Origin of the sequence: 'Nostoc azollae' 0708 (genome assembly GCF_000196515.1) — a bacterium.
In the GTDB taxonomy this organism is placed as follows: domain Bacteria; phylum Cyanobacteriota; class Cyanobacteriia; order Cyanobacteriales; family Nostocaceae; genus Trichormus_B; species Trichormus_B azollae.
This window is the reverse complement of the sequence record NC_014248.1, coordinates 730,720-744,859: the sequence shown is the minus strand read 5'-3', so window position 1 is coordinate 744,859 and position 14,140 is coordinate 730,720. Positions and strand designations below refer to the sequence as shown.

General features: G+C 37.4%; 10 protein-coding genes and 4 pseudogenes. 9 read left to right on the top strand and 5 right to left on the bottom strand.

Annotation, left to right across the window (positions count from 1 at the left end):
* The first annotated feature begins 194 nt into the window (after positions 1–194).
* A complete protein-coding gene (gene dtd, locus AAZO_RS03445; RefSeq protein WP_013190186.1) occupies positions 195–647 on the top strand; it encodes a D-aminoacyl-tRNA deacylase in 453 nt (150 codons plus the stop codon).
* 484 nt (positions 648–1,131) lie between these two features.
* Here dtd and AAZO_RS03440 read toward each other — a convergent pair whose 3' ends face one another.
* Positions 1,132–1,320, bottom strand: coding sequence for a hypothetical protein (locus tag AAZO_RS03440; RefSeq protein WP_144031232.1), 189 nt, complete (start codon positions 1,318–1,320; stop codon positions 1,132–1,134).
* Positions 1,321–1,596: 276 nt separating this feature from the next.
* Between AAZO_RS03440 and psb28 the strand changes: the two genes are divergently transcribed.
* The 4 genes and pseudogenes from psb28 to AAZO_RS28525 all read left to right on the top strand — a co-directional run.
* Positions 1,597–1,932, top strand: a complete 336-nt coding sequence (psb28, locus tag AAZO_RS03435; protein WP_013190184.1) for a photosystem II reaction center protein Psb28 — start codon at positions 1,597–1,599, stop codon at positions 1,930–1,932.
* A gap of 128 nt (positions 1,933–2,060) precedes the next feature.
* Positions 2,061–2,231, top strand: coding sequence for a zinc ribbon domain-containing protein (locus AAZO_RS28530; protein WP_081462888.1), 171 nt, complete (start codon positions 2,061–2,063; stop codon positions 2,229–2,231).
* A gap of 278 nt (positions 2,232–2,509) precedes the next feature.
* Positions 2,510–2,987 (top strand): annotated as a pseudogene (locus tag AAZO_RS03430) (MogA/MoaB family molybdenum cofactor biosynthesis protein).
* Between the two features lie 66 nt (positions 2,988–3,053).
* Positions 3,054–3,203: pseudogene (locus AAZO_RS28525) on the top strand (PCP reductase family protein); the annotation flags it as partial.
* Positions 3,204–3,280: 77 nt separating this feature from the next.
* On the opposite strand, the gene mraY reads toward AAZO_RS28525, so the two are convergent.
* Both mraY and AAZO_RS03420 read right to left on the bottom strand, forming a co-directional pair.
* Positions 3,281–4,384, bottom strand: coding sequence for a phospho-N-acetylmuramoyl-pentapeptide-transferase (gene mraY, locus AAZO_RS03425; protein ID WP_187289592.1), 1,104 nt, complete (start codon positions 4,382–4,384; stop codon positions 3,281–3,283).
* Positions 4,385–4,474: 90 nt separating this feature from the next.
* Positions 4,475–4,714, bottom strand: a complete 240-nt coding sequence (locus tag AAZO_RS03420) for a DUF3134 domain-containing protein (RefSeq protein WP_013190182.1) — start codon at positions 4,712–4,714, stop codon at positions 4,475–4,477.
* A 240-nt stretch (positions 4,715–4,954) separates the two neighbouring features.
* Between AAZO_RS03420 and AAZO_RS03415 the strand changes: the two genes are divergently transcribed.
* Together AAZO_RS03415 and AAZO_RS03410 are read left to right on the top strand one after the other, a co-directional pair.
* The gene (locus AAZO_RS03415) at positions 4,955–5,536 is read left to right on the top strand and encodes a PAP/fibrillin family protein (protein ID WP_013190181.1); all 582 of its coding nucleotides are present in this window, start codon (positions 4,955–4,957) and stop codon (positions 5,534–5,536) included.
* Positions 5,537–5,974: 438 nt separating this feature from the next.
* Positions 5,975–6,226 carry a type II toxin-antitoxin system RelN family antitoxin gene (locus AAZO_RS03410; protein WP_013190180.1) on the top strand — a complete coding sequence of 84 codons (252 nt, stop codon included), beginning with the start codon at positions 5,975–5,977 and terminating at the stop codon, positions 6,224–6,226.
* On the opposite strand, the pseudogene AAZO_RS03405 reads toward AAZO_RS03410, so the two are convergent.
* Both AAZO_RS03405 and AAZO_RS03400 read right to left on the bottom strand, forming a co-directional pair.
* Positions 6,223–6,848, bottom strand: a pseudogene (locus AAZO_RS03405) (Uma2 family endonuclease). The gene AAZO_RS03410 and the pseudogene AAZO_RS03405 sit on opposite strands and share 4 nt — an antisense overlap.
* Before the next feature lie 334 nt (positions 6,849–7,182).
* Positions 7,183–8,438: pseudogene (locus AAZO_RS03400) on the bottom strand (IS701 family transposase).
* Positions 8,439–8,717: 279 nt separating this feature from the next.
* Between AAZO_RS03400 and sbcC the strand changes: the two are divergent.
* Together sbcC and AAZO_RS03390 are read left to right on the top strand one after the other, a co-directional pair.
* On the top strand, positions 8,718–11,741 hold the full coding sequence (gene sbcC, locus AAZO_RS03395) for an exonuclease subunit SbcC (protein ID WP_013190179.1): 3,024 nt from the start codon (positions 8,718–8,720) through the stop codon (positions 11,739–11,741).
* Positions 11,742–12,304: 563 nt separating this feature from the next.
* On the top strand, positions 12,305–14,068 hold the full coding sequence (locus tag AAZO_RS03390) for a sensor domain-containing protein (RefSeq protein ID WP_228371474.1): 1,764 nt from the start codon (positions 12,305–12,307) through the stop codon (positions 14,066–14,068).
* Positions 14,069–14,140: the final 72 nt, after the last annotated feature.

Below are 14,140 nucleotides of genomic sequence, written 5' to 3'. Positions count from 1 at the left end.
ATTCGTAATTCGTGATTATCAACAGTCTCAAAATCATCAATAAATTGAGTAGTTTTTTTAACCCTATTACGAATTACGAATATTCTATTTGCTTTTTATAAGTATGTGTGGATTATTGAAAATAATCAAGTTTCATATATTAGGGTTAATCACTATAAAATAAACAACAGAAATTTGACTAATTATTAATAATAATGCGCGTTATTGTTCAACGAGTTAAATCATCGCAAGTAAGTGTAAATGGGGAAATTATCGGTAAAATTGGTCGGGGATTAAATTTACTTGTGGGTATTTCTCAGACAGACACTGATGCTGAAGTTGATTGGATGGTTCGTAAATGCTTAGAACTACGCTTATTTCCTGATTATGAGGGTAGTGACAGATGGCAGAAATCTGTACAAGAAATTAACGGCGAATTATTAGTAATTAGTCAATTTACCCTCTATGGAGATAGTACTAAAGGTCGTCGTCCTTCTTTTGACCGTTCTGCTAAACCAATATTAGCTGTAGATTTATATAATAGCTTTGTTGATAAATTACGAACCAGCGGTTTAAAAGTCGAAATCGGTGAATTTGGTGCAATGATGTCAGTGGGAATCGAAAATGATGGACCCGTGACTTTGATATTAGAACGGGAAGCTAAGTGAAAGGTGATCATAAATAAATATTAATTAGAGACTCCCTTGCCAGTAAGAAATTAGGGGTGTGGGATTCCACCTTACGCAGAAGCATTATCCCTCTACTCCATTAGTATGACCTTATTCTTTTAGTGGGAATCGAGTAGTTGATCCAATAGGTGAACGCTATGCTATCTGATAGCGCAGGATGGCGTAAGCCATGTTTTATTATAACTATCTGTATTACAGTAGTTATGCGATTGGAAAGAATAGTCAGCTTATTAATTGTAGTTGAAATACCCTGAAAGGGATTATATCGTTACTTGTTATAAATAACAAGCAACGGTTTGATTAAAATCAAAGTATTCTCTTGGAGAAAAATCTCATTTCAGTCAAATACTAGGGTTTATCTGGTTGTGAGGGACCTTGGAAAGCTTGACCACTTTGCTTAAAGTCTGCAGTAAAACCAGGGTAGAGGTTAAAACTAGCTGTCCTTGTTGTTTATCCCTCAACTTCAGGGAAACGAGGAGCGACTAGCGACTGTCCACCAGTAGCTTATTGGGGTAGACGAAACTCCTGGTGCAACATAGCCGAAACTCAGCACAGGTTGCCCAGGAGAATCGGTAATTTCACGATTACTATCAGTTATGTGTACATCAAATAGTTCTGAATCATCATCAAGATCAATAATATTTACAATCATTGTGATCGAAGCAATACTGACCCTTGTGATTGCTGAAGCCTCCGGCAAGCTAAGCATTTACGTAGTATCCCAAAAGGATACATTCCGCTTCGCTACATTCGCAATGACATTGTATAATTAATTCTTTCTAGGTACTTATTGAGGGATTTTTCAGTAAAAGGATACCTGTGCCGTAAGTTCTGAGCTATTTAAGAGATTCCACTACCATCACCAAATACCTGCTGTAAGATGAGAGAATATTAAACTAAACATCACAAAACTTAAAATTCATTCATCATGGCAAAAATCCAGTTTTCTAGAGGCGTTGACGAAGTAGTAGTTCCAGATGTACGCTTGACGCGATCGCGTAGTGGGGATCAAGGTACAGCGACATTTATTTTTACCAATCCCCAGATTTTGGGTCAAGGTAGCACTGATGAAATCACTGGGATGTATATGATTGACGAAGAAGGCGAAATTCTTACCCGCGAAGTTAAGGGTAAATTTGTCAATGGTAAACCGGAAGCATTAGAAGCTGTTTATCTGATGAAAACTCCCGAAGAATGGACTCGCTTTATGCGCTTTATGGAACGCTACGCTCAAGAAAACGGACTTGGATTAACTAAATCCTAAGTAAGATAAAGTGATAGGTTAAAGGGAAGTAAGCAGGAGAATATAAGGGAGAAATAAATGAAAAATTAAAAAACTCCTGCCTGTTATCTTGTACATCTTACCTTTTCCTACTAATAACTGATTCATAGATTGCCGGCGCAAAAGTTGTTCTTGTCCCACCTGCCTATACCAGTCAAACTTATTCCCGATGGGGATATATTTACCCAATCAAGGGTAGGTCCTATTACGAGGGGAAAGTTTCTAAGTGTGCGCATTGTGGATTTGAACATGATGGTGATATAAATGCTGCTATTAATTAAATGCTGCTATTAATATTACTGCTTTGGGAAAGTCTATAAGCCTTCCTGAAAGTCCAGGGATGAATTGTCAATTAAAGGATCCACTGCCTTGGGGGGCTCTGCCGACTTGTTAGGGAAGCTCCTCTGAAAGAGGGAGCAAGTGGCGTGGGCAATTCTCTCTCTTCCCGATGGATTCAAATCTGTAGCTAAAGTCTCGTGCCTTTAGGTCGAGGTAAGCTTACCTCTCCTTGTTACCTATTTAAATTTTTGTTCGGTCATTGGCTGAAATTTCCCTATGTATGAAACTGCAACTACATCCAGACTCAGCAGAAATGACTGTCATTTGTACAGTTGTCAGCGTAAGTAATACACGCACCCCAGAAACAGATAAAAGTGGTCAATTGATTCACCAATTGTTGTTGACTGCTAATCATATTATTGATGGTTACACAATTATCAAAGATGAAACAGCACAGATCCCAAAATAGATAGAACTGCTGGGTAACAATGCAAATTTAGGTGCTTTCATTTTTAATGGTGGCATAGGAATTGCACCCAGAGATACCAGTTATAATGCTATTTAAAAGTCGTTAGAAAAGACTTTACCTGGATTTGGTAAATTATTCCGCTTTCGCATCTCCCTCTGTACCTGGTATCTATCAAAATCAATTAATCTTTTCTCTTCCCGGTTCCAGTAACGCTGTACGACTGAGAATGGAAAAACTGATTTTACCACAATTGGTGCATTTGGTAAAACAGGCGACAGGGGATCGGTAGAACCTGTAAACTATCAAAAGTGAAACCTAGAGATCCAGGAGTGAAAAAATTTAATGGACTGCTGAAGCCGAAGCTAAACTCAAAGACATTCCCTTTTTTATCCGTCCTTTTGCTCGTAAAAATATTGAACCTTATCCTCAAGATCATAGTTTATCTCTGATCACAATTGAGATTTATGAACAGGTTAAGCAACAGTTCAATAAAAAATATGACTAACTGATTAAATGAAGCAAGAAAAATAAAAAACCCCCTAATTTACAGGGGTTTTTTATTTTCTTTGTATGCTAAAGTTTTCAGAATGTAATCATTGTCAAGCAGATAGTAGCCAAAATCGCGGCGATAATGTAGAAAACGGAAACTACTTGCAATTCTGACCAACCAGTTAATTCTAAGTGATGGTGTAATGGAGCCATTTTAAATAGACGCTTACCTTTACCATCTGCCCCTTTGGTGGCTTTGTAATAACTCACTTGCGCCATCACAGACAGGGTTTCCACAAAAAAGATACCGCTAAGAATAAACAGGACTACTAAACTGTTAGTTAGCAGTGCAACAGCAGCTAAAGCACCGCCTAATGCTAGAGAACCGGTATCTCCCATGAAAACACGGGCTGGGTTACGGTTATGGGCTAAAAATCCTAAGCAACTACCACTTATGGCTGCACAGAATATCATAAGATCAGGTGAAGTTGGTGTAATAAAAGCACCTAATGCAAAAATAGCGATCGCAACTGTTCCCCCTGCTAACCCATCAATCCCATCTGTTAAATTAGTCGCATTACTTTCTGCTAGCAACACAAAACCAGCCAAAGGCCAAAAGAGTAATCCTAAAGGTAGGGAAAAACTAACCCAAGGTAAGGCGATATTTGATATACTAAAATCTCTATTCAACATCATCCACAGACAGAAACCAGTCGCAAAAAGGATCTGCAAAACCAGTTTCATCTTCGGAGATATACCTTTATTTGATTTACGACGCAAAATTTGCCAATCGTCTATCCACCCAATTAAACCATAGCTGAGCGTTAAAACAGAAACAGCAACTACATCTTGAGCAAAGTTAGACAAGACACAGGCAACCATTATAGCTACAGGTATGAAAAAAACACCCCCCATAGTAGGAGTTCCAGCTTTTTTCAAATGTGCTTGAGGCCCATCTTCCCGAATAACTTGCCCTGTCTTCAATGCTTGTAATAGGGGTATGACAAAATTACCAGCAGCCGCAGCACCCACAGAACACAGTAAAAACGGCATGGTAAGGGAACTCGGATGCCAGGGTAATCTATGCCCCAGCCAATCTAAAATTAATGCAGTTGCAGTCAATGAAAGGGCTAATAAACAAGCCAACCCAATACCAGAAATGTTCAAACCTTGATTAGGAGATAGTTTAGCGTCCACAAAAAATTTCCCTTCACTCCACACTTAAAATAAAAACAGCAAAAAGAGACTATTGATGTTGATCAAACTAAGTCCCCAGGCCTCTTGTGACTAGTCCTCATCTATAGCGATATCATTATCATCATCATAGTCAAGGTCGCCAATTGCATCTTCTCCACCCAGGAAATCTGATATTTCTTCTTCTTGTTCGGAAAAGGCCGATTCGTAAGGTTCACGTGCTATGAGACGACTGCTAGATTGCAACCAGTCCAACATTGAGGACTCTTGCTTCAAGGGAATTACTGTAGCTCGCTGGTTTCGGGGTTGCTCACGTAGAGGAGAATTTAACATATCAACGAATGTACCAAGAGTTCTTTGTAACTAGACATTAAGAGTCTATCATTTGATACGGGATAATTTAGTTAATGATTCAACTCTTTGATTTATAAATCCGAATTAAACAAAAAAATTAATTTAATAAGCCTATAGTAAACCGCCTGTAATTCTTAGTAGATTGCATGGGTGTATAAACAGAACATTTATTAAGATTGTTAATTGTGATTTTATAGTTATATTTTGAGGTAGAAGGCCATGATGACAAAATCTGCTCTTTTAGAAGCAATTGCTGGTACAAATCGCGGTTTGCTGGCAACTGAAACCCAAAAACAGGCTATTCTAGCTGTGATCGCAGGTTTAGAAGACTTTAAGCCCACACCGCGCCTTTTAGAAGCCACCCACTTACTAGAAGGTGATTGGCGACTACTATACACTACGAGCAAAGCTTTGTTAAACCTAGATCGTTTTCCCTTTTATAAACTTGGCCAGATTTACCAATGTATTCGAGTAGAAACTACCAGTGTTTATAACATAGCTGAAATCTATGGACTACCTTCTTTAGAAGCATTAGTCAGCGTAGCCGCTAAATTTGAACCAGTCTCTGACCGTCGAGTCCAAGTAAAATTCCAACGCTCTATTATTGGCTTACAAAAGCTAGTTGGCTACAAATCACCAGCATATTTTATCCAACAAATTGAATCCGGACAGAAATTTACAGCTATTGACTTTCCTATCAACAGCGACCAACAAGGATGGTTAGATATTACCTATATAGATAGCGATTTGCGGATTGGCAGGGGTAACGAGGGAAGTGTGTTCGTCTTGAGCAAGGCATAAATTTTAGTATTTGGTAAGAAGTATTTGCGAACGACCTTATTCTATTATGAGTCGTTTGTCAAGTAGGGAATGATACTCTTATGGGGGAATAGGGTATCGGGTGTAGGGGGAGATAGAGTTCAGCAATTTTCGCACAGGTATGAGAATTCTCACTGATTAGCCGGACTAGGTATGATGCGGGAAGTGCTATTCAGGATTGACGCAACTGGCATATTAGTATGGTGCAACAGACCTATAAGTTGGTTAGTATCAATAGATTTTCGAGCTCTAACGCACCCTGAAAGAGATATTGACTGTGACAGTTGCGTAAGTCCTATAATTTGTTATTCCTGATTTTTGACCATTCTTCCACAACTGGAAAACAGCAATTCCCTTGAAAATCAGCAAAAATATAAAAAAAATAAATCTAAATAATATAGATGAAGTTTGGACAGATAAGTGAAAGCCGTAGAAGTTACAGGAACAACTGACGAAAAAGAACAATTCTTATTAGACCAAGCCATCAATGTAGAAATACCTGGTCGTGTCCGAGTTATTCTTCTATTTGATAGATCTACAGATGAATTAGAAAATGACCCAGATGATACTCCTATTAAATCTGTCAAAGCAAGTCTCAAAATTTTATTACAGCAAGCAAAAGCTGGAGAACATATTCTACTTGCTCAAATGTGGGAGGGAATTGGTTTCTAATCAACCTTTAACTCAGTCTGAACAATCTGCTCAACCGTCAAATTCAATTCTGGGAATCTGGTGATTTAAAGGTTTTATTTCCACGAAACTGAGTAACTTGATATTCTCCATCTACTAATTCATAAACAGGAATACTCAGTTGTTTAGGATTACCAATGAAATTTCTTCCACCGAAAGCTAAATAATCAATAATCCAATATTCTGGAATACCTCACTCCTCATAGTCTCCCAGTTCCTTAAAATCATCATCACGCCAATTGGTGCTGACAACCTCAATGATTAATTTCACTGATCTCCCTTGAGTAATGACTGATTCAGATTCCTATCTGAGTTCATTTACAAGCGCTGCGTCATCTAGAACTATCACCTCTGGTTCATATCCAGATTTTCCGTCTACAGATTTGATGATACATTCTCTGGGAATAAAGAAGGGTAATTTATATTGTCTCAACAGAGAATTTAGCTCAGCGATGATAAATCCTGCTGATTTTGAATGGTTACCTTTTGGTTTCGGCATTTGGGCAATTACTCCATCATGCAATTCATAAGGGTGTTCTGTATTTTCTGGATACCAGGGAATAAATTTGTCAAATGTGACTTCTTTGTGTAAAGCTTGAATCATTGTTGCTGTTTCTCCCCAGATGGACAATGTTCGCTCTAATTCTTGTTGCCAGACATTAATTACCCAGAATAAAATTTTCACCTCAACACCATTTGCCGAATCTGGGGAATGGGAAAAAGTATAACAAATTACCTTCCTCAATAATCTCCACTTTCCAAGAAGAAAAATGAACCGAGAAGAAGTGTTCGCGTAGTTTTAGGAAGGGATAGGAAACAAAGAAAAGAGAATTGCAGAGAGATTTTGCATAAGTCCTGTAATCTCGTGCTTCTAAAGATTATTGTCTATTGTTGGCTTGGGACTGTTTATGCTAACGGGACATAACCAAAAATCAAGGCTAAATGTAGCCCAAACTGGCTTGATAAGAAGGAAACACGTCCGGATTCAAGTTGAACCAATCAATAAATAGAAAAGATATGGCTGTTCTCAACGCTTCTAAGGCTGCAGTAAAAGTATTCAAAGGTTTCTTAGCCCACCTTGGTCTTAGTCCTCCAGTCCACTGATGGCAAAGAATAAAAGTGTAGGCACAGAAAACCAAGATAAAATGGCGCAGTCAACTGCTGTTATCTCCAACTTGATATTCGTTGAGTCCTAACCATCCCTTGGCTTCCCTGTAAACAACTTATACCCAATTTCTTTGAGAATATGTATCAACTATACATTGGGGTGTGACAATTGATGAAGAAATATGAGTAATAAGGTAGTCCATATCAGTTGCTTGAGAGAAAGTAGAAGCCTTGATGACTATAGCAATATTCCCCCTTCCAGTTAAGGCTGATATTTCTACTTCTTTAGTTACTACCCATAATGTTTTGGTTTTATCTAACTCCAGTTGAATGTCTGTAAAAGCCTCTTGGGGTAAACTTTGTGCTGATTCATCTAACCTAATTATTTGTGGATTATCCTCTTGGTCACTCACTAGCAAGGACTTTGGGATTTTTAGCTAATCCTCTTCAATACTTTCAATGGCGATTTTCTATCCTTAATAAGGAAGATGTATTGTGGCCATATCCAGCATCTATAATTACTATTCCTAGTGATAAGCACGGCTCAAGGTCAGATCTATTAATTTAATTCCTAACTCAGGTTTATTCTCAACTAGAGGGTCTTGTTTCCCTTTGGGTAAAGAATCACCGTGGTGATATAATTCTATATGTAATGGTAAGCTTTTACTGCCATATAGATGTGTTGTTACTACTACTATTCCATTATCCCCTTTCCCAATTTCTCCAATATATTTTCTTCCTACTCCATCCCTAAAATTCCCGCTTTTTCTATGGACAGAATCATCAATTATTAAGTTAAATCCTCTGGTGATTCTCCTCTGACTACACTTGTTCATAATCTCTAACCGACGGTCATTGACTTGGGAACTGGACCAAGGTGCTTCAGTTGAAACGTGGTGTAATGGGTGGTAGGTCACCCCTAGGGCATTCTCTGCCATTTCAAATAGGTTTTTTCTCTCACTTTTACCCAATCATCCCCCTAAATCATGTCTAAACTCTCTTTTTTCCCCTTGATCAGTAAATACATCATCAAATGACACTATCTTTCAAACCATGGTGCCATTGCTGCGGCAGTAGTTTCTTTCATCAGCTTCTTTTAACGTGAAAGCTACACCGAAATCCCATTATACTCCTTTCTTTTTAGTCTTAACTTTTGTTTAAGTCCCGCTAACCTAGGTTTTTTTGATTGATTTCTACTGGAACCATCAAATAGTAAAAAAATAGTAAAAAAATTGCTGCTGAATTGTAAATTTTTGTAAAATGAATGTCTTCAAGACTAGAAACGTGATATTCAGACAGCTAAACTAACAAGAAGTGCATCTGTACTGCTAATTATCAAAATTGTAGATATGGCGCTATAGCCTGAATGATCCCAGTTCAACTTATCCTTAAAAACTTCCTTAGTTACCGTGATGCAACTTTAGATTTTGGCGGTTTGCATACGGCTTGTATTTGTGGTTCTAATGGTGCAGGTAAATCTTCCCTTCTGGAAGCTATCACTTGGTCTATTTGGGGTCAAAGCCGTGCCACTGTTGAAGATGATGTTATCTATTCTGGCGCAAAAGAAGTCAGAGTTGATTTTACTTTCTACAATAACCAACAAACTTATCGCGTAATTCGTACTCGCGCACGGGGTGCCACTAGCATCCTGGAATTTCAAATTGAAACTCCTGCCGGTTTTCGTCCCCTAACTCGCAAAGGGATGCGAGCAACGCAGGATGTGATTATACAACATATCAAGCTCGATTACGAAACCTTTATTAATTCTGCTTACTTACGTCAAGGACGAGCAGATGAATTCATGCTCAAACGTCCTACTGAACGGAAGGAAATTTTAGCGGAGTTGTTAAAACTCGATCAATATGATGTATTGGAAGAAAGAGCTAAGGACAGTTCTAAACTTTATAAAGGAAGGGCGGAAGAGTTAGAGCGTTCTTTGGATAATATCAAAGTTCAACTCCAACAACAGGAAACAACAAAAGCGCAAAGAGTGGAGTTAGAATCTCAACTTAATAGTCTTCAACAGCAGCAAGCTCTTGATAATATTCAATTGCAAAGTTTGCAAGTTGTCGAACATAAACGCCAAAACTGGGAACAACAACTGAATTTTGTCTGGCAACAATATCAAAATCTTAGCCAAGATTGTGATCGCTTGCATGAAGAACAATTAGCTGTTAAATCCCAATTAGCAGATTTAAAAGTCATTTTAAATCAAGCTGCCGAAATTATCGCCGGATACGCTCAATATCAGAGTCTACAATCCCAAGAAGAGGCTTTTGCTGTTAAATCTGAACAACATACCCGCGCTACCAGCTTCCGACAACAACAACAACAAGAGCTTACTAAACAAGTCCAAACAATTGAATACCGATTTCAACAAGCTCAAGCTCAATTAGAAGGTTTAGAACAACAAGAGCAAGAAATTCAACAAACTCTCACTAAATCTTCGGAAGTAGAAACTGCTTTAGCTCAATTAGCTTCGGCTCGTAAGCATCTTAATTATTTCGATCAGTTGCAAATGCAAGTGAATCCTTTATTACAACAACGGTTAAGTTTACAGAATCAATTAGATCGCACTCGTGCTAGTTTAGTAGCGCGGCTGGAACAACTGCAAGCTACAGAAACCCAACTCCAAAGTCAATATCGTCGTCAACCACAACTACAACAAGCGGCGCTAGATGTGGGTATACAAATTGAAGAACTGGAGAAAAAACGGGTGTATTTACAGCGGGTGCAGGAAAAAGGACAGGAACGCAGGCACTTTATCGAACGTTTACAAGTACACCAACGAGATTACGAGAAATTACTGGGAGAACTAGAGCAGAAATTACAAGTACTCCAAAGTCCTAATGCTTTGTGTCCTTTGTGTGAACGTCATCTAGATGAGCATCACTGGAGTCGGGTTATACAAAAAACCCAACTAGAGTATGAAGATACCCAAGGACAATTTTGGGTAGTGCGGGAACAAATGGCGGTTTCTGACAGAGAAATTCAGGTACTTAGACAAGAATATCGAGAAATTTCTCAGCAATTAGCTGGTTATGATGCTTTGCGTGAACAAAGGGGACAATTAGCTGCAAAATTACAAGCAACTACAGATGTTCAAGAGCAGTTACAACAAATTGCTCTGGAAAGAGAACATTTAGAAAGTTCTTTGCAAGGAGATTATGCTCCTGATAAACAAGTAGAACTCCAGCAATTAGAGCAATATCTGCAACAGTTGAATTATAATGAACAAGACCATACTTTAGCTAGAAGTGAAGTAGAGCGTTGGCGATGGGCAGAAATTAAACAAGCACAAATTAAAGATGCTACTAAAAAACAGGCTCAATTAGCAGCCAGAAAACCAAAATTACAAGCTACTATTGACGAATTTAAGCTCAAAATTCAGTTAGAACAAACAGATTCTGATACAGCTAAACAAATAGAAGCTTTAACTCAGGAAATTAAAGAGCTTAACTACAGTTCTGAACAACACAATAAGTTGCGTCAAGCTGTACGTGAGTCACAATCTTGGCAGTTGCGTTATCAACAGTTTTTGTCGGCTCAACAAAAGTATCCTCAACTTGAGACAAGATTAGAAGATTTGGCAAGTTCTTACAAGAGTAGATTAGCAGATCAGCAAAGATTTGCTACTCAAATTGACAGCATTGTAGAGCAATTAAAAGCTACAGCGAACCCGACGGAGCAAATTAATGCTTTAGAACAGCAAATAGCGATTCGCAGAAGGGAACTTGACGAGAAAATAGCTAATTTGGGGCGTGTAGAACAACTATTACATCAATTACAAACGTTGCAGACTCAGTATGTGCAAGAACAGGAACAATTAAAATATTGTCAGCAGCAACATCGTGTTTATCACGAATTAACGCAAGCTTTTGGTAAAAATGGTATCCAAGCGTTGATGATTGAAAATGTGTTACCACAACTAGAAGCTGAGACAAATCAACTACTTTCACGGTTGAGTGCTAATCAACTACACGTACAATTCGTTACTGTGAAAGCGGGACGTAGTGGAAAATCAACTAGGAAACATACTAAGTTGATCGATACTTTAGATATCTTAATTGCTGATGGGAGGGGAACGCGAGCCTATGAAACTTATTCTGGGGGCGAAGCGTTTAGAATTAATTTTGCGATTCGCTTGGCCTTAGCGAAATTATTAGCTCAACGTGCGGGAGCAGCCTTACAACTGTTAATTGTAGATGAAGGCTTTGGGACTCAGGATAATGAAGGGTGTGATCGCTTGATTGCGGCGATTAATGCGATCGCTAGTGATTTCGCCTGTATACTTACAGTAACTCATATTCCCCACCTCAAAGAAGCCTTCCAAGCGCGGATAGAGGTTAACAAAACTCAACAAGGTTCACATATATATCTATCAATTTAATTGCTAATTAGTTATAGCCTTACTTAATTAAATCTTTATATAATTGACCATTATTTATTTGATGCGCCAATATACGCAATCCCAAGTGAACCCTTTAACTATTAAGTGGTAGATTTTTTGTTATCACTGCGTAACTTCTAGATTATATCTAAATATATCCTTTATTGATTACAAGTATTCGGTATAGTAGCTTATTAATATCCTGACTATTAATATCTTGACATTTCTAATGTTTATTAGTGATAATACTTAAGACAAGCCCTTAAGCTACCTTTATTTATCTGAAAAGGTTTACAGTTCAGAAAGTTTTGGTTTTAAACTAGATCAGGATATGAACGTGGATTAATTCATTATGCAAAATCACAAATATAAAAAGACGAACATCAGCAGCACTCTACTAGAGCAAGAATAATATGATAATTTTCATGATTGGGGTAATCACCGGCGTAGGGATTCAACTGATTTCTTTATCTCTTTTTAATTTCTTTGTGACTAAGTTTAGTGAGAACCAACCAAAAAAGCAACAGAATAATAATTTAAATTTCACAGAATCAGAAGGATATTTGTCAATAAAATTGGATAAAGAAATATCTGAATGCCAACGTATACAACCTGAATTGCAAAAACTACTGCTTTTGCAAAAAGCGACTTTAGAATCTGCTACAGATGCTATTTTAATAGTAGATAGCCTAGATAAAATTGTAGGATTTAATAAGAAATTCTTGGAAATGTGGGATATACCTGCATTAATGATCACATCAGGTAATTATAAACAAGCATTGAGAACTGCCATCAAAAAATTAGACAATCCTAGACATTATTTATCAATTCTTAGAGAATTAGATGAGAATCCAGATATTCATATTGGTGAGAACATTCTTTTTAAAGATGGACGAATATTTAATCCTTTTTATCAGCAGCAATATAAGTATAAAAAAAATATTGGTCAAGTTTGGATTTTTCGCGATATTACTGCCGAAAAGTTAGCTTCAAATATAATTAATTATGAATCTTTACATGATATTTTAACTAATTTGCCAAATAGACTATTACTTAAAAACTTACTGATTGATGCTTTGACAAAAGTTAGTCATAATCATAGCTTGGGTGTATGTTTTTTAGACTTAGACCGCTTCAAAAAAATTAACGATAGTTTAGGTCATGGTATTGGTGATAAATTGTTACAAATGGTTGCCCAATGTATCAAGAAATCTCTGCGTTCAGATGATATAGTTGCGCGGTGGGGAGGGGATGAGTTCATTATTCTACTACCAGAAATTAGTGAGATGTATAACATTGATCTGATTCAAGAGCGCATATTCGCAGCATTTAAACAAGGATTTAAGATAGATAATTATCACTTAAACATTAGTCCCAGTATTGGAATTGCTTTGTATCCCCAACACGGAGAAGACGGAGAAACATTAATTAAAAATGCTGAAGCAGCATTATCTTTTGTCAAATTACAAGGACGTAATAACTATAAAGTGTATCAAGCAGCTATCAATTCCCAAGCTACAGAATTGTTCATTTTAGAAAATAGCTTATACAATGCCTTAGAACGCCAGGAATTTAAAGTTTACTATCAACCGCAAGTAAATAGTTCTACAGGTGAAATTACCAAAATGGAAGCTCTACTACGTTGGCAACATCCAGAACTAGGTTTAATTCCACCAGCTACTTTTATTCCTATTGCGGAAGAAACTGGATTAATTCTCCCAATTTCTGAATGGGTCTTAAAAACTGCTTGTTTACAAAACAAAGCCTGGCAACAGACACTAAACTTATCATCTCTATCAGTGGCTGTGAATTTTTCAGGCAGACAATTTCAGCAACCTAACTTAGTTGGTATAGTAGAACAGGTATTATGCGAAACTAAATTAGCCCACAGGTATTTAGAGTTAGAAATTACTGAAACTGTAGCTATGCAAGATGTGGAATTGACTCAAAAAATTTTAAGACAATTAGATGAAATGGGAGTTACTATATCAATAGATGATTTTGGTACAGGATATTCTTCTCTAAGTTATTTAAAAGATTTTTCTATTCACGCCTTAAAAATAGATCAGTCTTTTGTGCAGGATTTAGCTAATAAGGATCATCAGACAGCGATTACAACAGCGATTATTTCCTTGGCACATGGACTTAATTTATCAGTAGTTGCTGAAGGAGTCGAAACTCAAGAACAACTAAATGCACTGCGAATTCTGCAATGTGAAATTATGCAAGGGTATTTTTTTAGTCACCCCCTCTCTGCGGAAGAAGCTACAAGAATGTTGACAGCATATCAACCCCATAGACTCAAAGACTCATATTTACTTGCATGAATCAAAGAATAGGAGTTAGGAAAAACCTATTCCATAAGAAAGATTTTTGACTAGAGCATTTGACTTTCGCTT